The organism is Paraburkholderia sp. GAS448 (assembly GCF_050435685.1).
Taxonomy (GTDB): Bacteria; Pseudomonadota; Gammaproteobacteria; order Burkholderiales; family Burkholderiaceae; genus Paraburkholderia.
In genome coordinates this window covers 1-21,918 of record NZ_JBNDKT010000059.1, presented here as the reverse complement: position 1 = coordinate 21,918, position 21,918 = coordinate 1, and the positions used below count along the sequence as shown (strand labels likewise).

The following is a 21,918-nucleotide window of genomic DNA, read 5'->3' as shown; positions in this document are numbered from 1 at the left end:
TCAGGTTGGATCTGCACTACGTCTCAGGGATTGCGCCTGGCCAGCACGCGGCCGGTCTGGTGAGCCAGCGCCATCACCACAATCCACGTGACAAGGAATGAGGCCAGCATGAACGGACCGCTCACCTCGGTGCCGTCGAGCAAGCGCGCGTAGATCGGCATCGGCGACTTGTAGGCGTCGTACGAGGGCGCGATGCCTAGCGCGGCAATGGCGGATGCGATGACGAAGCGTGAGCGTTCACCCAGCCACAGTTGCGCCAAGTAGCTGAAGCCGCGGGCGCCAGCGATGAACGGTAACCCGTAGACCGCTAGCAGCGGCGCCATCAGAATGGTAATGGCCGCGTACATCGATAAGGATTGAAGGTCCATGATTGACTTCCCCGTCAGTGCTTGCTGTTGCTTGCGTTTATGGAAGCGAGGATGGATTGGGCCGCCCCAGCGGATTGAATCGGCGTCGCCGTCTTCGTGCCGGGCTCGCCGTCCGGGTACAGACAGATGAACGACGCCAGGCCCCCCTCGATGCCGTAGGCCGGCAGGTTCGATGAACTCGAGCAGACCGCGTTGTCCCTGGTGAAAACCATGTCACGCAGCCAGGTGACGCGCGTGGGCAGCGGATAGGTCACGAAAGTCTTCGTGCCGGGTATGAACCGGAAGATGCGGTCCGACATGTTCGACGTGATCCAGACATCACCCGTCTTCGGGTTGACGTTCAACGCATACGGCACCTCATACTCGTTGTGTGCCAGCAGAGGCAGTTTGAAGGTCTCGAAGAGATGGGTCCTCGTGTCGAACTTCATCAGACCGCTATCGTCGAACGCCGGTATCCACAGATTGCCTTGCGGGTCGAAACGCAGGCGGCGCGGGCCCCTCAGCGGAGTGTCGAACTCGGTCACCTCGCGAGTTACCGGATCGATGCGGCCGATCTTGTCGGCGTAGAGCTTCGCGTACCAGATCGAGCCGTCGACCGGATTGACGTCGATGCCGTAGGGGAACGGAAACGCGTCATGGCCCTGGAAGGCCCACTTCGTGTGGGTCACGGCAAGCGGCATGTTCTGCTGCGGGAACCAGGATGCAATCTTGAGTACGGTCGGGAACAGGTAGTGCGAGACCGCGCGCCAGAAGCCGCCGTCTGGCAGATGGATGATCTCGAACTGCTCGGTCTTCGGATCAAAGCGGGCTACCTCGTTGGAAGCGACGATCGTGAACCAGATGATGCCCTGCCTGTCGATGCGGATCGTGTGCGGGTAGAGGTGGCTGTGGCCAAGCTCGTAGAGCTTGAACTTCTTCGTTGCCGGATCGAAGGAAGCGAGCGAGGACGACAGCGCGTTGGTAATCCAGAGTCGGCCGTCAGCCGACTGCGCGATGCTGTGCGGACCATGCTTGCCGCTGAAAACGCCAATGGGCAATTGCATACCGGAAAAGACGCCGCCCACCGGCAGATCGATGTCGGGCTCCTTCCACTCGGCAATCTTGCCGGTCTTGCGGTCGAGCTCCCAGATCACATCGTGGCCTTCGTCAGCACCGTAGAGATGCTCGTCGAAGCCGACGTCTGCATCGTGGACGAAGGTCAGGCCGTCGCCGACGACCCATTCCTTGATCCTGGCGTGCACGAGGTCGGTGTTGTACAGATACTTTTCTACGGCGGCCACCTCCTTGCCGTCAAAGCCCTGGTACAAGGCTCTGGTGATGTCCTGGGCCTGCCTGTTGGTCAGCACCGCAAAGTAGCCTTCCATGCGATGCACGGTGGCGGCCCAGCCGGCCTCGTCGCGCGGCGTACGTGTCAGCGCATTGCCCACCTGGTGACAGTAGTTGCATTGACTGACGAAGGCGGCGCGCGAGTCCTGACTGGCCCACGGCAGTGTGCTCAGGTGCGCCGAGGCCGGTAGACTCTCCGACAGTTCGGCTGCAACGGAATGACGCTCCTGCACGAAGTCGAGGCTTTTCTGTGCATCCAAAGCCAGATCGATGTTCTGAGTGACATCCTTGAAGTACGGTGTGCGCGCGCGGATCTGCAATTTGCCGACAAAGTCGACCGTAATGCTGTAGTGTCCATTCGGGTCGGTGTAGACCGTATCGCGGCGCTTTCCGGCTGTGTCGAAGACCGTGACCATGGTGCCGGCAAGGGGCTTGCCCCCACTGGAGACCGAGCCGGCAAGTGTCCCGGCTTTGGCGCTCAGGCTGAAAGCCTGGCCACTCAACAGAAGCAGGCACATCACCAGCTTCAAGGGCTTGTTTCTCATCAGAGATTCCCGTGGATCAATGTAATCGAATCGTACGGTGGCGATATGCTCAGATCAGCCCGTCGCGAGGTCCCGCAGTTGGGGAACACGCGCAAGTGAGCAGTACTGCCATCGAACCTGAATGACGCATGATCGAGATCATCGCGCGGCGGCAGCAAATGGAAGGGGTGCCAGCGCTGACGTCGAACGTCTCGCTCTGTCGACGATGGGCTCATCATCCAGAGTTCCCGCTTGCCAGGCGATATCCATGGTCGACATACCAGCGTCAATTTGCGACACGCCAGGGTTATCCCCGGAGCTGAACTTCATGTGCCGTACCAGCATCTCCGCGAATAAGATCAGGCAATGCTGCGCGAATGACAGGTGACCGCATTAACGTTGCACGACCGAGTGCAATTCGGGATCAACGAGCGCCGCCGACGGAGCTGCTGTCGCTCGCCAGGCACCGCATCGTGCGGGATGGTGATGATTCGCCGAACACCCACACGGGCAATGATCTGGTTGCTCCGACTCAGCCCGCAGGCATTCGATGCCGCCAGAGGAATTCTCCTCAAGGTTGCCTCTATGCGATCGGCGCAGGACGGCAGCAATGTGATATCGCTGCGACGCCCGGGGACGGAGCACATCAGAGACACCGAACGAATTCTCGAAGAATGGATGACAGGAAATGATCGGCAATTGTCTGCAAAGGATAATGCCTGCAGGAAGCTCATCTGCGAGACTGCGGAATTGCAACATCCCACACTGGCTCATAAGAGCCATCACGAAAAGGACACGTTTATGTTGTTCGAATCAATCAACACAGGTTGCCTTGACGGCGAGGATACCCCGTGGATGCCCTTCGCGCCGTATAGCGACGATGTGCTGGTCAAGTACTTCAAGATCGACCCGGTGCGCGGCGAAACGATTACGCTGCTCAAGGCACCGGCCGGTAGGGAATTGCCGCGCCATCATCACACCGGCACGGTAATTGTCTACACGGTTCAGGGAAGCTGGAAGTACAAGGAACATGACTGGGTAGCTCGCCCCGGAAGCGTCGTGTATGAAACGGCCTCAACCCGTCATACGCCACAAACAGCGTATTCGGAGGGTGAAGACGTCATCACCTTCAATATCGTTTCCGGTGAGCTGATCTACCTGGATGACAAGGACAACGCCATCGCTGTCGAGAACTGGCGGACGTCCATGGACCGCTACCTGAACTACTGCAAGGCCAAGGGCATCGAGCCAAAGGACCTGTCGTCGTTCGGAGGCTGATTCGCGCGCGGCAGCGAGCCACCTGTTCCCCGGATAGCAAGCCCCCGGTACAGGTGGCATCTCTCGCTCTTTGCGCCAGAACTGGATATCGTCAACTACGATGTCCGGTCGGACTTCCCAATTGTCGCGCACCACCATAACAACCGACTGGTTGATGAAAGGGGCGGCACGCAACACCAAACGCGCCCGTCGCGGTAGCGAACGCCCCCTCTCCCGACGCGCTTACTCTGGTGCCAACTGCATCAACGTATTCTTGCAGTGTCCCGCCTATGTGGCATCCCGATACGTGGCACTGAAACAGTGCCTACAAGATTACTTCGTTCTTCCGCTGCTCCCATCGAGAGGAATGACCAGCGGTCCCTTGAAGGCCGGCATGATGGCCGACGCCGGTAAACCATGACTCACGAGCTTCGCCATGGCATTCATGGACTGCGTCACGTGCCGGAAGTATTTCTTGTAGCCGGTGCATAGGTAGTTCAGGCCCGGCTCCCCGTCCGGGGTCGCCATGAAACGATTCTTTGGGCATTCGCCATGACAGGCGAAACGATAATCGCACTTTCGGCAATAGCCCGGCAGCGACTCCTCCTTTGCGAGACCGAATGCCTGCTGGGCGGGCGACGTCATCATCGCCACGGGATCGTCGTGCTGTATGTTTCCGAGCTTGTACTGCGGATACACGAAGTGATCGCACGAGTACACGTCGCCGTTGTGCTCCACGATGGCAGCCTTGCCGCAGCGTGGGGAAAACAGGCACACGCCAGCCGGAACCTGGCACCAGGAGGCTAGCGCCCACTCGAAGTTCATTACATGTACTCGCCCGACGTCGTTACGAACCCATTCGTCGAAGATGGCGATCAGAAAATCGCCGTAGGCTTCGGGCTCGACGCTTTGAGCGGTCACGGCACTGGCCGGGTCCGTCTCGCTTTGCCCGTGACGAGACAGCTTCGGGGGAATCGCATGGGACAAGCCGAAGCGAATTTCCTGTGGGCGCGGCGCTCGCTCCACGACGGGATTGAACTGTATGTGCCGCACGCCGCTTTCTTTCAGAAAGCGGTAAATCTCGAGCGGGTATTTAGCCACGTCGCGTGCCACCGTCACCAGCACGTTGAACTCGACTCCGTGGCGCTTCATGCACGCGAGGCCACGCATGACGTCGTCGAAGCTGGAGCGGCCCTGCTTGTCGGGCCGGTACAGATCGTGCACCTCGCGCGGCCCATCCAGGCTCAACCCCACCAGGAAACGCTCACGCGCAAGGAATTCGCACCAGGCGTCATCCAGCAACGTGCCGTTGGTCTGGAGGGTGTTGCGGATCACTTTGCCAGCGGCAAATTCGCGCTGGTAGGCGACTGCACGCTCGAAGAAGTCGAGTCCCATCAGCGTTGGTTCACCACCTTGCCAGGTGAACTCCACCTCGGGCGTCGATTGCGCCGCGATGTAACGCTGCACGTAGCTGCGGAGCACTGAATCGGACATCCGGAAGCGCTCGCGCGCCGGGAACAGATTTTCCTTCTCCAGGTAGAAGCAATAGCTGCAATCGAGATTGCAGAGCGGGCCAATGGGCTTGGCCATCAGATGCAGCCCTTGGGGAGATTCGGTAAACTCTTGCATTTCGCTTCCTGCACGCTGTGGTGCCCGCATGGCTGGGCTTTGCAGCCGCAGCCATGCGGGCACTAGGCAAACTGGCCAACGCACAGTCCGTGCGCCGGCCAGCCGATCCGATTCGGGTTACGACTTCGGCCCTGTGTATCGGATATGAACGTCATTAATCTTGCCGTTAAAGGCAAACGGCGCCTGGTCGAAGAAGTCCAGCGACACCGGCGAACCATGATCCGCGCCGACTTCGAAACCTCCGTTCGCGGTAAACGCGAACGGCACCGTGTAGGGAACGCTCCCCTTTGCGACAGGCTTGCCATTGACGCTCAACGCGACGTCGGCTGCCGCAGTCAACCTGCCGCTCGCCATCGTGAAATCAATCTCAATGACGTTGTGTCCCGCCTGCAGCTTCTCCGGCGCCTGGATGCGCGTGCGCACCAGCGACAATCCGTTGTATTCGTACACGAGGTGACCGTCCTTCACATAGAGCGCGACACCACCCGCTATATCGCCGAGCGAGAACAGCACGCCATTGGCTTGAGGTGGAACGTCCACGTCCACAGTCACGCGGTGATTGCGCGAACGGATATTGGGTGCGGCGAACTCCGGGAGGCTGCCGATGTCGGGAGTGAAATGCCAGTCCGTCCTGTCTTCGCCCGGGCGATCGTTGGGATGCAGGAAGGCATAAAACGGCGCTCCGATCGGGTAGACGTGATTGTCCCTGGCATCCTGGTCAAACAGCTTCTTCAGTTCAGCCAGCTTTTCTGGATGCGCGTCGGCCACGTCCGTCGACTGCGAATAATCCTTCTGCAGATCGAACAGCGCCCATTTGTCTTTGTCGGGATTCCACTTCAGCCAACCGAGCTTGTCCCCAATTGCAGGCTTGCCGAGTAGAAATGCCAGCTTTCCCTGCGGGGTCAGCAAATCGGCAAAGTTCGCTTTCCAGGGTGTACGCGGCCCAAAGACCGAAGCGATCCAACCGTCCGCGTATTCGGCGCGACTGCCGAGTACCTCGAAGTATTGGCGCTTCTTGTGGGTCGGCGCATTGGCATTGACAAAACTGTCGGCGAAACTCATTCCGTCGAGCGGGTCCTGCTTGCGGCCATTCACGACTTCGGGCGGGGTGATCCCGTCCACGTCATAGATGGTGGGCGCGACGTCGTTGACGTGCAGGAACTGGCTGCGCACCACGGTATCGTGCCGGAACCCCTTGGGCCAGGACACAGCCAGGGGCACCCGCGTTCCGCCGAAATATCCCGCCACCAGCTTGGTGCCGACAAAGGGGGTTTCGCTGGCCCATGCCCAGGCAGCGTTGTAGTGCTCGTGGAGCTTCGGACCGCCAAGCGCATCCAGGCCACCGTACGTTTTCAGCGCGTCCATGTGCTGACGGGCCGTAGTCGGAATGCCGTTTTCTGCAAGTAACTCGTTGATCGAGCCTTGCATGCCCTCCGCCGAGGCGCCGTTGTCCGAGAACACGTAGAAGATCAGCGTGTTGTCCCGCAGGCCCAACCGTTCAATTTCGTCGACGACCTTGCCCGCCTGGGTATCCGTGTGTTCCAGGAACCCGGCATAAACCTCCATCAGTCGTGCCTGAAACTTCTTCTCTTCCGGGCTCAGGCTGTCCCACGCCGTCAGATCGGCCGGCCGCGGTGTCTGCTTCGTATCGGCTGGAATCCAGCCAAGCTGTTTCTGCCGTTCGAAGGCACGCGCTCGATACGCGTCCCATCCACTGTCGAACTTGCCCTTGTACCTGTCAGCCCATTCCTTCCAGACCTGGTGCGGAGCATGTACGCCGCCCGGCGCCCAGTACATGAAAAACGGCTTGTTCGGCTCGAGTGCCTGATGTTGATCGAGCCAGCTGACGGCCTGCCTGGCCAGGTCTTCCGACAAGTGGTATTTGGGATCGTTCGGCACCGGCAAGGGCGTGGTATCGCTGTACAGGTGCGGGTGATACTGGTCGCTTTCGCCTCCGAGGAATCCATAGAAGTGCTCGAAACCGTAGCTGGTGGGCCAGTGGTTGAACGGCCCCATCATCGAGGTTTCTCCAGGCGGGGTGTTATGCCATTTCCCGAACGCCGCCGTGTTATAGCCATAGTCCTTCAGCACCTCTGCCACCGTGGCGGAACTCCTGGGCATGACCCCGGTATAGCCGTCGAAGTCGGACATCAATTCGCTGATGCTCCCGTTGCCAACGCGATGATGATTGCGGCCGGTCAGCAACGCGGCTCGCGTCGCCGAGCTGATGGCGGTGGCGTGAAAGCGGTTGTACATGATGCCGGTTTGCGCGATCCGGCCGAATGTCGGGGTGTGAATTTCGCCACCGACCACATCGGATTGGGCAAAGCCGGCATCGTCGAGCAGGATGACGAGCACATTCGGCGCGCCGGCACGCAGATGCGACGGCTCTTGCCGCCAATGGTTCGTCGAGTTGTCCAGCGATGTGCCCACCACGCTCGCGCTGGGCGGGCGGGGAAACGGCAGCTCGCCGCCCGTGGCGCCGGCCTGCGCAGTAAGACTGCCACCGAGAGCCAGCACGCCCATCGACAGCATGCTGAAGCGAGGGAGATAGTTGCGCGGAGAGCGCTCGTTCATTGCTCGATTGTCCATTTGTTCAGCGTTAGTCATCCGTCTTGATCTCCAGAAACATCTTCGCTTCAGCACGCCGGTCCAGCAGCGCCCTCGGCATGCGCGGCTCATCTTCGTGGGTTCATCGATTAGGCCCAGATCTTTTTCGACTCGGCGATCAGGGCCTTCATCAGCAGCGACCGGGACATGCGGCGCAGGTTATAGATCAATCGAGCTGCCGGCCCGACCAGCACGACGCCCTTGCCGCTCTGGACCGCGTCGACGATTGACTCGCCGACCAGACTCGGATGTGCGCCCTTGGTCCGATAGAACTGCGCCAATCGTTCGATCTGGCTCTGCGTAATGCTCCGCCCGACATTCGCCGCGTTTGGCCTGGCTATTGGCGTGTTAATGATGCCCGGGCAAATTACGGACACCCCGACCTCAGAGCCGGAAAGTTCCATCTCGAGGGTTTCGCTAAGACCGACGACGGCGTGCTTTGACGCCACGTAGGCGCTCATCTGACACATCGGAGCCAATCCCGCGGCCGACGCTACGTTGACAACGTGTCGCGGCCCGCCGGCTTTCAGCATATGCGGAAGGAAAACGTTGTTGCCATGGACCACACCCATCACATTGACGTCGAGGATACGGCGCCAGGTCTCCGGCGGTGTCTCGAGAAATGAGCCAAGAAAGGCAATGCCGGCGTTGTTGACCAGCACATCGAGAGCCCCGACAGCGTCGTGCACAGCGTCAGCCAGACCGGACATCGCCTGAGCATCGGACACATCGGCCGTCCACGTAAGGCATTGCACGCCTTGTTCGCGAACGGTCTGCGCGGCTGTGTCGAGTGCCACCGCATTGATGTCGACCAGGATCAGGTTCGCTCCACGGCGCGCAAATGCCAGTGCCGTTTCGTAGCCGATTCCGGACGAAGCCCCCGTCACGAGAACCTGTTTGCCCTTGAATAATGAAACTGCCATGCCATCTCCTGGGTAACTGTGTCGACTCGTCCGCCAGCGAACAGGTCGACCGACTGCTTAGAGAATTGCCTGGGTCGGCAACATGCTCGATGCGCTCCGCCCGTCTCGTTCGGCGCCGTGCCCGCACCAGGCGAAAAGGCCCGAGGTGCAAGACGCATCGTCGAATACTGCGTGTTCATTCATTGCGAAATCAGTCGGACGTGCAACCCCACACGCCCGACTTCGAAGCGACATTGCGTGCGTCAGAACGTGTGACGCATGCCGATGTTCACGGCGGTAGTCGACGTTCCGGCAGGCACGAACTGGCCGTAGCTGACCATCGTGGTCATCGTCCCCTCGTTGTGTACGTAGCCGACCTGTCCATAGAGCGTTGTCGATTTGGACAGGCTGTAATAGGCGCCGCCCGCGACCTCGGTGGACTTGTTAGCCGATTTGTTCTTGTCCTTCAGGTAGTACACGCCGCTCGTGACCTGGAATGCTGGGGAAAACCGATAGCCAAGGCCAGCCGAATACAGGTCGAGGTCGACCAGGTTCGAGTGCGCCGGGTTCTTGCCATTGCTATACGAAGCCGATACGGAGAAATCGTGGATCGTGTATAGGGCGCCAACGTAGATGAAGCGATTGTTGTTGAGTCCGGTTGGCAGCGCCGTCGACGTGGGGCTGGGGTTGGTATCGTGACCGTTGTAGTAAAGCGCCGTCAGGTGAAGCCCGTAGTTCGCGTACTTCAGCACCGCCGACTCTCGCGTGCCGCCCTGGAAGCTGCCAGGCACGCCTCCTGGTGCGTATTCCAGAGCAGCGCTTGCACCGTGAAAATTGGGCGTTTCATAGACGATCGCGTTGCTGTCGTACAAGGCGCCGATTGGCCCATTGGTGCTGGCGAAGTTGAAGCCGGCAGCCTGGTTCATGCCGACCCACGCGGTGAAGATACTCCCGAAGTAGTCGCCTCCACGAACGTCTGTTTCCGCCATCGCCAGCGCCATCGGCGCGAATTGCCGCCCCAGGTTGACCGATCCGAACGGACCAGAGAGGCCCACGGTCGAGACCATGTTGAAAATCGCGGTCGCACCCGCCGTGTCGCCGAGACTCAGTTTGCCGCTGCCGTTCATGAACGCGCTTTGCAGTCGGAAGTTGGCATGGTATCCGCCACCCAGATCCTCGGTCCCCTTCAAGCCCCAGAAGCTCGCATAGATCCCACCGTTGTTGAAGGCAAAAACCTTTCCAAGGTTCGGCGCTGTGGGAAGGAACGATGCGGCCGACTTGTTTTGATAAATAAGGCCCGAATCGACCGCGCCGAACAGCGTCACCGACGACTGCGCGTGCGCAACCCCTGCGAAAGCCAGAAGCGCTGCCATTCCTGTCAACTTCAACTTCATCTCGTCTCCCCTTCTGCTCTTTGCTTGATTTGAAATGCAACACTGACTGCGCGAAGCGGCACGAAAGGCCACCGTCGTGTACCGCTACGCCGTCAGGAAATGGTCCTGGAACTGTTCGCGCAATTTGTTCTTGAGCACCTTCCCGGTAGCCCCCAGCGGGATCGCATCGATGAATACGACAGCATCCGGCCTGGACCATTTAGCGACCCTTCCGTCGAAGAACGCCAGCAACTCGTCGGCGCCAACCGCACTGCCGGGCTTTCTCACGACGAGGAGCAGCGGGCGCTCATCCCATTTGCTGTGCCGCGCGCCAATGCAGACGGCGCTGGCCACGTCCGGGTGCAGGCTTGCGACGTTCTCGATGTCGATCGAGCTGATCCATTCGCCGCCTGATTTGATGACGTCCTTTGCGCGGTCGGTGATCTGCATGAAGCCGTCGGCGTCGATCTTCGCGATGTCGCCGGTCGGGAACCAGCCATCACGATGGGCAGGCGCCCCGGCGCTGCCGAGATAGGAATCGACGACCCACGGTCCGCGCACCATCAGTTCGCCTGTGGAGGCGTTGTCCCAAGGCATCTCCCGACCGTCGTCCCCGACGATCTTCATGTCGATGCCGAACACAGCGCGGCCCTGCCTGGCCTGTATGGCGAGGCGCTCATCGGGCGGCATCGACATTTGATGCGGCTTGGGCGAACAGACTGTGCCCAGCGGACTCAACTCGGTCATGCCCCATGCGTGGAGCACGTCGACACAGTGAACTTCCTGGAACTCCGCGATCATGGCCGGCGGGCACGCAGCGCCGCCGATCACCGTGCGCCTCATCGATGAGAAGCTGTGTTGATGTTCATTGACGTACGCAAGCAGGCCCTGCCAGACCGTGGGCACCCCGGCTGATGTCGTGACGCCTTCGGATTCGATCAATTCGTACAGCGAGTCCCCTTTCAGCCAGGGGCCGGGAAACACCAGCTTCGCGCCGACCATGCACGCGACATAGGGCAAGCCCCAGGCGTTCACATGGAACATCGGCACGACCGGCAGGATCGTGTCCCATGCCGAGCAGTTCAGCGCGTCAGGCAGCGCGGCCGCGAAGGTGTGCAACACCGTAGAACGGTGGCTGTACAGCACACCCTTCGGATTGCCGGTCGTGCCGGAGGTATAACAAAGCGACGAGGCATCGTTCTCGTCGAGATCTGGCCATTCGAAGTCGTCGTCGCAGGCGTCGATCAGATCCTCGTAGCACAGCACCGGATCCGGCAATTCGCAAGGCGGCGTATGTGTGCGGTCCGTCATCGCCACGAACACCATCGGTTTCGTCAAACGAGGGGCAATCGCCTGCACGACCGGCAGCAGATCGACGTCGAAGAAGAGGATGCGATCTTCTGCGTGTTCGATCATGTACACGATCTGATCGAGATGCAGCCGCGGGTTAAGCGTATGCAACACAGCACCCGAGCCGGATACCGCGTAGTACAGCTCCATGTGCCGATATCCGTTCCACGCCAGCGTGGCGACCCGGTCACCGGAGAGTACGCCAAGCCCCGCCAGTGCATTCGCCATGCGCCGCGCGCGTTGCGCAAGATCGCGATAGCGATAGCGATGAATGTCTCCCTCTACACGCTTCGAGACAATTTCCTGCTCGCCGTGATGCCGTTCGGCGTGCGTAAGCAACGTCGAGACAAGCAACGGCTGCTGCATCATTAAACCCTTCATCTGATATTCCCGAACAGTGACTATGACCGTCATCATCCGATGGCTCGCTGCGCCGAACGATATCCGGAGTCGACATCGTCATGTCACTTCGAGACACGTCAGGGATATTCCTGAGATGAGCCTGCGACCTCGCCCCCGTTCTGCCGACAGCCAGAGTTGGCCAGCACCGAGACGTGGTTCGGGGCGGCTCGCCGGCCAGGGCGAGCAAATCGCGGCGGGGATTTACATGCGGCGCTGACATGCGTGAGCGCGAGCGGAGCGACGTCTCCAAGAGAAGCGCGTTACGTAGACGACTGGAGATGCGAGCAATTGGCGAGACCGATGCTCGCCAGCCCGGTTGCGCGCGTGTGCGGCGCGGTTCAGGAAATCAAATCAAGACTGCAGATTGCGCGAGTCTCGCCTGGAACCCAGACTGCGCAGCCTCCAGTTCGCGCACCAGCCGGACGATCAACTGCGCCGTCGGCAAAACGTCCCGGATTGCACCGGCCCCCTGGCCTGCCGACCAGATATCCTTCCACGCTCGTGCTTCGTGATTGAGCTCTTCTCCAAGATTCACCGTGCCCTTCTCCGGCAGGTTTTTCGGATCAAGGCCACAAGCGGCGAGCGATGCATTGAGGAAATTCGCCGGAATGCCCGAAACGGCCGGCGTATAGGATGATGTCATCCGATTGGCTATCGATGATCATCTGCTGGTACCCGGCGGTGGCGCGACTCTCGCTGGTGTTGATGAATCGCGTACCCATGTAGGCGAAGTCCGCGCCCATCAGCATCGCCGCCGCCACATCGCGACCGGTCGACAGGCATCCCGACAAGACGATCGTGCCATGGAAGAATTGACGCACTTCGTGCACGAAGGCGAAGGGACTCCGGGTTCCGGCGTGGCCGCCCGCTGGCGCAGACAAGAATAAGGCCATCCACGCCTTTGTCGGCTGCCTTGCGCGCATGCGCCAGCGTGGTGACGTCGTGAAACACCAGTCCTCCATAGCCGTTCACTGCGTCGACGACTTCTTGCACAGCCCCCAAGGAGGTGATGACAAGCGGCACCTGGTGTCGCGCGGTAACCTCGAGATCAGCCTTCAACCGCGGGTTGGTCTTGTGGACGATCAGATTGACGCCGAACGCGGCGGACTCGGGATCCAGTCCGGCCTTGATCGTGTCGAGCCATTGGGCGTATCCATCGGTGGTGCGCTGGTTTAGCGCCGGGAAGGTGCCGATCGCTCCGGCCCTGCATGTCGCGATGACAAGCTCTGGACCGGAGACGAGAAACATCGGCGCGGCGATGACTGGCAATTTCAGGTTCGATCCCAGTGCGGCAGGAATTGTCATTGCGGGTCTCCGTGCATTGATTCGGTAGGCAGAAGTTCACGACGCGTGACTGCCGGAAGGACGATCCAGTCGGCTCACATCGAAGTCGTCGAGCGATACCCCCACGACCATATATTCATCTCGACCCCGAAAGACTCGTTCGCATCGTTGACTTATCCCGCTATGATCTTCGGTTGTGGCTCGCGGATCGATATCCGCAGCTGACATACCCATATCACTTCTGGACACCCAGGGATTTCCCCGATTTTGCCTACCGTGTCGCTACAGGTTCTTGCTCAGGGACATCCCCAATCTTTCACAAGCGGTATTCATCGAATACCATTTACAAAATGGGGATGAAGCAACACATGACTTCGGTATCGCAAAGGCGCGTTCCAGCGCGTTATTTCGTATTACTTTTTAATGCGCTGCGTGCGCAGGGCGTGGACACGGCGCGCCTGCTGTCCGCCGCCGGGATCGAAGAAACAGCTTTCAATCGGCGCGACAACACGCTGTCAATGACCGAGGTGAATGCCTTTGTCCGGCTAGCCCATGAACTCACGGGTCGGGAAGATCTCGGCTTCGAACTCGGTCGGCTCATCAAGATGAACTCGCACGACCTGCTTGGCTACGGACTGCTCAGTTGCCATACGGGGCACGAAGCAATGTGCATGGCGAGCCGGCATTACCACTTGATGACGGAGACCTTTGCTCTGCACTACCAGCGTCGGCCCGGATCGCCAGGCGAAGCGACCTACACGCCGACGATCGCGATGCCCGAAGCGACCCTGCGCTTCTATCTGGAAGTGCTCGCCATCTCGCACCAGAATCAGGCGCGACTGATGCTTGGAGCCGACGTTCCGGCCTTTGATATCTACCTGTCGATGCCGGAACCCGCACACGTCCAACGCTATCGGGCATTGGCGCCCATACGCTTTCATTTTTGCGAGAATGCGTTGCCCGGCGTCCGCGTCGTGATGGGTGCCGAGCTGCTGGATAGACCTCTGCCGATGGGCAACGCGCAGGTCGTCCAGCAAGTCGATGAGCAGTGCAGCCTGCTGGGCACGCGGCCCGCAACCGGCCATTTTGGCTGGGGGGAATACGTGGAGATGGTGCTGCGCGCAGCCGAGGGCGAGCAGGTGACGCTGGAAGATCTCGCACGTCGCCTCAATGTCTCCGCGCGAACGATAGACCGCCATCTGAAATCAGAGGACCTGGCATTTCGCGACCTGTCGGACAAGGTGCGGTTTGAAAGAGCCTGTGAACTGCTCCACACCCCGGGTGTGACGATCAAGCAAGTGGCGTTGAAGCTCGGCTTCAGCGACACGGGGAATTTCAGTCGCGCGTTTCGACGCGTGGTCGGCGTCACGCCGACCGAATACGTGAACGACAACGGTCAGCCATTCGCTGCATAGTCGTACATCCAACGTCCTCAGATTTCCTTCGCCTCCGTTTTGACCACGTGTCACGTTCGACCATGAGCCTGACTCAGGGCGCTAATACTGCGCAGCAATCAGCACGGTCTGGCCTGGAGAAAGGCTTGAGTCAAGTAGCAAGTACCTTCCTTGCACCGCATTCGAAGTACGGTGGCCAGGCATCAAGCGTCCGTTTTCGGCTCGCGAGCAGACAGGGAAATGCTGAGCGGCCGCTGGCCGGTCCCAGTCTTCTTTCGACAACCTCAAGGTTGTCCCCGAGCCGATGGTCAAAAATGCCTGTCAGCCTGAGGTATACCCTATCCTGATGTCAGCGAAGCCCTGTCAGAAACGTCAAGATAGGGCCGCATTATCGATTGTTTGACGCTCGATTCGGAAAGTCATAGATTTCAATCTGACATCTTTACCGGAAGTCCGTGATGAAAGGCCAGCGTGTCGGATATGTGCGGGTCAGCACCTTCGAGCAGAACGCCGTGCGCCAGCTCGACGGAATCGAGCTTGACCGGACCTTCACTGAGAAGGCATCGGGAAAGGACACGAAGCGGCCGCAGCTCGACGCATTGCTGACCTTCGTGCGCAACGGCGACACGGTGGTCGTGCATAGCATGGACCGGCTCGCTCGCAATCTAGACGACCTTCGCCATATCGTCCAAGTGCTGACCAAACGCGGGGTGCGCATTGAGTTCGCGAAAGAATGTTTGACGTTCACGGGCGAGGACTCGCCGATGGCGAATCTGATGCTGTCGGTGATGGGGGCCTTCGCTGAATTCGAGCGCGCGCTGATTCGTGAGCGCCAACGCGAGGGCATCGCCCTGGCAAAGCAACGCGGCGCCTATCGAGGTCGTAAGCCGGCGTTGTCCAACGCCCAGGTCGCCGACCTCCGCCGTCGGGTAGACGACGGTGAACGCAAAGCTCAGATCGCTCGCGAGTTCGGAATCAGCCGCGAAACCCTGTACCAGTATTTGCGCTCGACGAGGTGAATCTTGCCCCGCCGAGAACTGCTCACCCCTGAGCAGCGATTCCAGCTACTCGCGTTCCCCGTGGATGAAAGTGAATTGATCCGCATGGCCACGTTGTCAACGGAGGACTTCGCGTTTGTTCGACAGCATCGAGGTGGCCACAACCGCCTCGGCATCGCGGTGTTGATGGTCTACCTGCGCTATCCAGGCCGGGTGCTGGGACCTGCCGAGAAGCCGCATGCGCCGATCATTGGAATCGTCGCGGCGCAACTGGGCGTTACGCCGGCGGTGTGGGACGTGTATGCTGCGCGTGACGAAACGCGCCGGGAACATCTGCAAGAGCTCCTAGCCCGGCTGGGTCTGGTGCAATTCAGTCGGCAACACTATCGCGAGCTGGTCGATCTGTTATTACCGCTCGCGATGCAGACCACGCAGGGCATCGTGCTTGCACAGGCCGCCGTTGACGAACTCCGTCGTCGGCATGTGCTGTTGCCGCCGGTACCTGCGCTCGAGAAGCTATGCGCGGCCGTTGCCACACGTGCACAGCGCGAAGTGCACCGCCTGCTGACGACGCCGTTATCAGGTGAGCAGCGCTCGGCTCTCGACCAACTCCTGTTGCCGCTCAGCGATCGCCCCGTCAGTAAGCTGGCCTGGTTACGGCAATCGCCGGGCGAGCCCAGTGCGAAAGCCGTTCTCGCACATATCGAGCGCTTGCAGGCAATTCGATCGCTCGGTCTGCCGGAAGGAATTGGCCACACGATCCATCAGAACCGTCTGCTTCGTCTGGCGCGTGAAGGCGGCCAGACTGCTGTCTACCAGCTCGAGGAATACGAGACCGATCGACGTCACGCCACGCTGGTGGCGATTCTGCTCGACACCGCCGCGACGTTGACCGATGAGATCCTGAATCTCCACGATCGGCTCATCGGATCCTTCTTCACCAAGGCCAAACACAAATACGAAAAGCGCTTTGCAGCCGATGGCAAGGCTGTCAACGACAAGGTACGCCTCTATGCAAAGGTCGGTGCAGCACTTATCGCGGCGAAGGAGGCCGGCGAGGATCCGTTCCGGGCGATAGAGGCCATCGTGCCGTGGGATGCGTTTACAGCGAGCGTGCGGGAAGCGGAACAACTTTCTCGCGACGCGGAGTTTGACTCCATGGCGTTGCTCGTCGACCACTTCACGCAGTTGCGGCGCTATTCTCCGACGTTCCTCGAAACCTTCGATTTCCGCGCGGCGTCGGCGCGTCAGGACCTGATGAACGCGATTGAAGCTTTGCGCGAGATGAACCGAAGCGACGCCCGAAAAGTGCCGGTCGATGCGCCAACGGCCTTCGTCAAACCGCGTTGGGGGCGGTTCGTGTTTAAGGAAGGCGGCATCGATCGCAGGTTCTTCGAGCTTGCCGCGATGAGCGAATTGAAGAACGCGCTTCGTTCGGGCGACGTATCGGTTATCGGTAGCAGGCAGTTCAAGGATTTCGACGAATATCTGATACCCCGTGCAACGTTTGACGATCAACATCGCGAGAACCGACTCGGGCTGGTCGTGGAGGCTTCGGCGGCCGCCTATCTCGACGAGCGATTCGCCCGCTTGCGCGAGGCGCTTGACGAAACGGCCCGGCTCGCAGCGGCCGGCGAGCTACCCGACGTTGAACTGAACGAAAAAGGACTCAAGATCACGCCGCTTGACGACGCAACCCCGGCGGCGGCCGACATACTCACGCAGCAAGTCTACGACCTTATGCCGCGTGTAAAGATCACAGATCTGCTGCTCGAGGTCGATCAGTGGACCGACTTCGCCCGGCACTTCACTCATCTGAAAAGCGACTCGGAGCCGCCGGACCGGACACTGTTACTGACCGTGCTCCTTGCTGACGCATTTAACCTCGGGTTGGAGAAAATGGCCGATGCCTGTCCAGGCACGAGCGTGGCGAAACTTTCATGGCTGGTGGCCTGGTATATCCGCGACGAGACCTATCAGAAGGGGTTGGCCGAGCTGGTCAACTATCAGCATGGCTTGCCTTTCGCGGCGTATTGGGGCGAAGGCACGACCTCGTCATCGGATGGTCAGCGGTTCCGCGCCGGTGGGCACGGTCAAGCCTCAGGATATCGCAACGCAAAGTATGGCAACGAACCCGGAGTGCTGTTTTATACGCACATCTCCGACCAGTACGCGCCGTTCCACACCAAGGTCATCAATTCGCCGGTGCGTGATGCCACCCACGTGCTCGATGGCTTGCTGTATCACGAGTCGGAGCTGCGTATCGAAGAGCACTATACGGACACCGCTGGTTTTACCGATCACGTGTTTGCGCTATGCCACTTCCTGGGATTCGAGTTCGCGCCGCGTATTGCCGATCTGGCCGACAAGAATTTATATGTGCCGGGCAAGACAGGCGACTGGCCTGCGCTGTCATCGCTAGTCGGTGGTTCGATCAATCGGAAACTGATCGAACGGGAATTCGATGACGTGGTCCGCTTGGCCGCATCGATCCAACAAGGCACCGTGACGGCTTCGCTTATCTTGCGCAAACTCAGCGCGTATCCGCGCCAAAACGGCCTCGCTATCGGCTTGCGTGAACTCGGCCGCATCGAGCGCACGCTGTTCACGCTGAAATGGCTCCAAGACCCGGCATTGCGCCGCCGTGTGTCTGCCGGACTGAACAAGGGTGAAGCCCGCAACTCACTGGCACGGGCGGTGTTCTTCTATCGGTTGGGCGAGATACGGGATCGTTCTTACGAAAACCAGCGATACCGGGCCAGTGGCCTGAACCTTGTGGTAGCTGCAATCACGCTGTGGAACACCGTGTATCTGGAGCGGGCGATTGCCGCCTCACGGCAGCAGCGGGAGATCGACGAAAGCCTTATCCCGCACATCGCGCCACTGGGCTGGAATCACATCAACTTGACGGGCGACTACGTGTGGCACGCCAACAAACGCGTCGCCAAAGGCCGATTCAGGCCGTTGCGCGCCGCGAAAACGACCAACACGAAGGCTTAACGTACGAAAAAATCCCTTTCTTGAGGGCACCCCAACACGCGCTTTGGCAAGGCGCCACGGAGCGCCTTCAATGCGCACCGGCCGCTGCGTGAGGATGAGGATCTCGACACCATCCTGACGTGGCGTGAACCGCGGCGCGTCACGCGTTCGCTGACGCTGCAGTATGACCGGGTAATCTACCTGCTCGATGACACAGAGGCGAACCGTCGGCTGGTGGGACGCTACATCGACGTGTATGAGTATCCGGATGGGCGCATCGAGATCCGCGCCGACGGTGTCGCCCTTCCCTGCAGGCCTTACGACCGGCTCTCCGAGATTGATCAGGGCGCCGTGGTTGATCACAAGCGGCTGGGTCATGTGCTGCAGGTCGCGCAGTTGATTCAGGCCGATCGCGATAACCGCCGCGCGTCAGGTTCGCCATCACGAACCAATCAGGGGCAGGCGCCCAAGTTAAAGGAGCGCAAGGCGGGCACAAGGAAGCAGCGGGAGATCACTGTTGATGATCTGAACACCGCGATTGGCAGAACGACGGTCAGCCTCCAGGACTCTGTACTCAAAACCTCGTCAAAGAGATAACAAAGGCACAAAACCCGACATTTCTACTTTGCTGCCGCTACGACACTTCAGAATGGCCTCGACAAGAACGATCGTTCGTTTTTTCTGGCCATTCAAAGCCGTTACCGACGCCAGGACAGCGATCACTAAAGAGACCGGGTGCAAGCCAGATACCTTTCCTCTAAATACGCGCGCCGCTTAGCCCCTGGTGATTTGCTGGATTCCTGCGAGCAACCAGCCATGCTGCGTAAGCCTCGACCTCGACATGTTCCAGATCTCGACGAATGGCTCGGCACCGGCTCCGGCCGTTTCGCGGATCAGGCCATGGAAGCGCACGCTGGCAAAGTATTGATCGCCGACCTGCTCAACGTTGAGCAGGTCGGCATCCAGCTGAACCACATCAGTCTGACTGCGCTCAGTCCCTCGCGCATCGAGGTCCAGCTTGACCTCGGCGAACATTTCCGGTGTCGTGAATTCGCGTATGTCGGCCATGTTGCCCTCATCCCAGGCCGCCTGCAGGCGCACGAAACAGACCTTGGCGGAACGCAGGAACACTTCGGAATCAAAGTCGGGAGGCACCGCCAGACCCTCCGGCGTTGACGACGCATCGCCCCGCGAACCGGGTACAGGATCCGACGACGCCATGGGGTAGCGCGGATCCTGCGCCGGACTGGTGGCGAATCCTTCGCCGATCATGGACGACTGGAGAACCGTGCCGGGTGCCGACATGTCCCGATTTCGCCGGCGCGCGAGAAATCTGCGAATCAGCCAGATGACGACCATCGCGATCAGCGCAATGATGATGACGTTCGCCAAAGAACCGGCGAGCCCTTCCCCAAGACCGAGATGCGACAGCAACGCCGCAATGCCCAGGCCTGCCGCCAACCCCGCGATCGGTCCGAGCCAGCGCGAACGCGACGGTGCTGGTGTCGGTGTTGGAGCCGGCTGCGCGCGCTGCGCCTGGGATGGCTGAGTGGCTTGCTGCGGCGTCTGTTGTGCGGGAGGTGTGGACTGGCGTTGCGCGGACTGGGACTGTCGGCCGATGCTTCGGCCGCCACCCATGCGGCGCTGAGCTTCGGCATCGAGGGAGGTGAGTGTAAGGGTCGCGACCAGGCCAATCATCGCAACGAGCGCGATTCTTCCCCCCATTGACCTGAATGACTTTTTGGCGAATAACGAGCGCGAGTCAGACATCTGGCCTTCCCCCAGCGATCAATCGATAAGCGTCCTGACATCAGGATAGGTCATTCCGTTTAGCGTTCCATGAGCGTTTCTTCAGAAGTCGGAATTTCGCACAGGGTATCGGTCCGGAAAACCGTTGATCAACAATTGAACGGTCGGTCGGTTTTCTCCCGTTCAGGCCGTTGTCGACCCACAAGGGGCGGTCAACTTTCTCGATAGCGGTCGTTCAAAACGTAAACCGCTCTAGCGGCGGCCGGGGCCTTACGGTCACTCTCGATTAACATCGACGCGGGATCAACGATTAGGCCGGTCCCGCTCCGCTCATCCTGCCGTAACCGTCAACCCGCGCGAGCGCTACGTATCATCGCCGCCACGATATATCCCGCAATTCGCGGATTTTCCTTAATTCGCCGGGTGCTGTAACCATACCAGTCATGACCGTATGGCACATAGACGCGCACGTTAAAACCTTGCGCAAGCAGATCGTCGCGCAGCGGTTCACACCCCCCCAGTAGCATCTGGAACTCGAATCGTGACTTGTCAATCCGCTCCCGTTGCAGCCACTTGATCAGCGCATCGATCAATTGAGCATCGTGCGTTGCAATACCGACGAATGATCCCGCCTGTATTGCGCTCGAAACGTGTCGAACGAAGTGCGCGTTGATTGCCGTACGGTCTCTCGATGCGCCGTCAACGAGATGCTCGTTTGCCTCTGCGTATATTCCCTTGCAAACGCGCATTCGGCTCTTGCGTGCCTGCAGCGGGACAATGTCCTCGTTCGTCCGCGTCAAATACGCCTGTAGTGCGATTCCGACCGGATACCCCTCGGCTTCGAGCCTGACGAACGCGTCGAGCGTTTTCTGGGTGCAACTGGCGTCCTCCATGTCGATGCACGCGCTGATTCCGTGCGACGCCGCCGCTCGCAAAATCTTCGAGACACGCTCCATGCATGCGTCTTCGTCGAGATGCAGCCCTAGCGCGGTCAACTTTATCGACAGCTCGGTTCGCATGTTTTCCGCACCGAGCGCTTGGTCGAGATCGAGATAATCGCGAGTCATTGACTCTGCCTGATCCAAAGAGGACGCAGTCTCGCCTAGGACATCGATGGTTGCTCGGAAGCCTGCTGTATCGAGCGCGTGGATGCGCGCGCGGGCATCGCAGAGCGTTTCGCCGGCGATATAGCGTCGGGAAATCTTACGGATAACCGAACGAGGAACGAGCGGGATGGCGCGAGCCGCCATCGTATTAAAAATACGCATGTTGTGGTCTCATGAAAATGCAGTCGCACGAATCTAGACGCAATAAGTCTATTCGAGCGACATCGCCGGACTGTTGTTCACAGGTCCGGGACGAACGCCAGCATGGATGCAATTACTGCATCGACACAGGCTTTCAGTGCGTTTTCGAGGGAGGCCAGGCAGCTGCGTACATAAGTTTATGCGGTCGATTTGAGGTTGACCCGCTTCGACGGACAGATTTGCAGTTGCGATCGATGTGCGGTTTAGCCTCCATTGAGCGATGAGTCGCGGGTTGTCCACGGGCGGGCGGCGGGTCGCCTATCACGACGATGACGCCGCCCGACGGTGGACAACCCGCATGTTGGAGCGATTTGCTTTTTTATGTGCGACTCTTCGAATTCGAGCGGTGAACGGTAGCCGATGCTGCTATGTAAGCGTCGCACGTTGTACCAGCCCTCGAGGAACCAGAACAGACGGCGTCGGGCCTGTTCGTGGGTGTCGAAGTGTTCGCGCGCGAGCAACTCCG

General features: G+C 59.8%; 13 protein-coding genes and 3 pseudogenes. 5 read left to right on the top strand and 11 right to left on the bottom strand.

Features of this window, described 5'->3' with window-relative positions; translation table 11 throughout:
* Nucleotides 1–23: 23 nt before the first annotated feature.
* Nucleotides 24–368: a hypothetical protein gene (locus P3T23_RS43665; RefSeq protein ID WP_429322258.1), complete on the bottom strand. Its 345-nt coding sequence runs from the start codon at nt 366–368 to the stop codon at nt 24–26.
* 20 nt (nt 369–388) lie between these two features.
* Nucleotides 389–2,239 (bottom strand): annotated as a pseudogene (locus tag P3T23_RS43660) (carboxypeptidase regulatory-like domain-containing protein); the annotation flags it as partial.
* 780 nt (nt 2,240–3,019) lie between these two features.
* Between P3T23_RS43660 and P3T23_RS43655 the strand changes: the two are divergent.
* Nucleotides 3,020–3,496 carry a 2,4'-dihydroxyacetophenone dioxygenase family protein gene (locus P3T23_RS43655; protein ID WP_429322263.1) on the top strand — a complete coding sequence of 159 codons (477 nt, stop codon included), beginning with the start codon at nt 3,020–3,022 and terminating at the stop codon, nt 3,494–3,496.
* Between the two features lie 312 nt (nt 3,497–3,808).
* Here the strand turns inward: P3T23_RS43655 and P3T23_RS43650 are convergent, their stop codons facing one another.
* From P3T23_RS43650 to P3T23_RS43625, 6 genes and pseudogenes are all read right to left on the bottom strand, one after another.
* Nucleotides 3,809–5,167, bottom strand: coding sequence for an anaerobic sulfatase maturase (locus tag P3T23_RS43650; protein ID WP_429322257.1), 1,359 nt, complete (start codon nt 5,165–5,167; stop codon nt 3,809–3,811).
* Nucleotides 5,168–5,221: 54 nt separating this feature from the next.
* The gene (locus P3T23_RS43645; RefSeq protein WP_429322256.1) at nt 5,222–7,681 is read right to left on the bottom strand and encodes an arylsulfatase; all 2,460 of its coding nucleotides are present in this window, start codon (nt 7,679–7,681) and stop codon (nt 5,222–5,224) included.
* Between the two features lie 122 nt (nt 7,682–7,803).
* Nucleotides 7,804–8,637 carry an SDR family NAD(P)-dependent oxidoreductase gene (locus tag P3T23_RS43640; protein ID WP_429322255.1) on the bottom strand — a complete coding sequence of 278 codons (834 nt, stop codon included), beginning with the start codon at nt 8,635–8,637 and terminating at the stop codon, nt 7,804–7,806.
* 242 nt (nt 8,638–8,879) lie between these two features.
* Nucleotides 8,880–10,010 (bottom strand): porin, encoded by a 1,131-nt coding sequence (locus tag P3T23_RS43635; protein WP_429322254.1) that lies wholly within the window; start codon nt 10,008–10,010, stop codon nt 8,880–8,882.
* 84 nt (nt 10,011–10,094) lie between these two features.
* A complete protein-coding gene (locus P3T23_RS43630; protein ID WP_429322253.1) occupies nt 10,095–11,720 on the bottom strand; it encodes a 3-(methylthio)propionyl-CoA ligase in 1,626 nt (541 codons plus the stop codon).
* A gap of 367 nt (nt 11,721–12,087) precedes the next feature.
* Nucleotides 12,088–13,046, bottom strand: a pseudogene (locus tag P3T23_RS43625) (NAD(P)H-dependent flavin oxidoreductase).
* Between the two features lie 347 nt (nt 13,047–13,393).
* Between P3T23_RS43625 and P3T23_RS43620 the strand changes: the two are divergent.
* The 4 genes and pseudogenes from P3T23_RS43620 to P3T23_RS43605 form a co-directional block, all read left to right on the top strand.
* Nucleotides 13,394–14,440 (top strand): helix-turn-helix domain-containing protein, encoded by a 1,047-nt coding sequence (locus P3T23_RS43620; RefSeq protein WP_429322252.1) that lies wholly within the window; start codon nt 13,394–13,396, stop codon nt 14,438–14,440.
* Between the two features lie 437 nt (nt 14,441–14,877).
* A complete protein-coding gene (locus tag P3T23_RS43615; RefSeq protein ID WP_429322251.1) occupies nt 14,878–15,438 on the top strand; it encodes a recombinase family protein in 561 nt (186 codons plus the stop codon).
* A gap of 3 nt (nt 15,439–15,441) precedes the next feature.
* Nucleotides 15,442–18,417 (top strand): Tn3 family transposase, encoded by a 2,976-nt coding sequence (locus P3T23_RS43610; RefSeq protein ID WP_429322250.1) that lies wholly within the window; start codon nt 15,442–15,444, stop codon nt 18,415–18,417.
* A gap of 33 nt (nt 18,418–18,450) precedes the next feature.
* A pseudogene (locus P3T23_RS43605) lies at nt 18,451–18,993 on the top strand (ISNCY family transposase); the annotation flags it as partial.
* Nucleotides 18,994–19,170: 177 nt separating this feature from the next.
* Here the strand turns inward: P3T23_RS43605 and P3T23_RS43600 are convergent.
* The 3 genes from P3T23_RS43600 to P3T23_RS43590 form a co-directional block, all read right to left on the bottom strand.
* Nucleotides 19,171–20,166, bottom strand: coding sequence for a Tim44 domain-containing protein (locus tag P3T23_RS43600; RefSeq protein WP_429322249.1), 996 nt, complete (start codon nt 20,164–20,166; stop codon nt 19,171–19,173).
* 326 nt (nt 20,167–20,492) lie between these two features.
* Nucleotides 20,493–21,395: a proline dehydrogenase family protein gene (locus tag P3T23_RS43595; RefSeq protein WP_429322262.1), complete on the bottom strand. Its 903-nt coding sequence runs from the start codon at nt 21,393–21,395 to the stop codon at nt 20,493–20,495.
* Between the two features lie 260 nt (nt 21,396–21,655).
* Nucleotides 21,656–21,918 (bottom strand): IS3 family transposase (locus tag P3T23_RS43590; protein ID WP_429322248.1); only part of this gene is annotated, 263 nt, incomplete at its 5' end.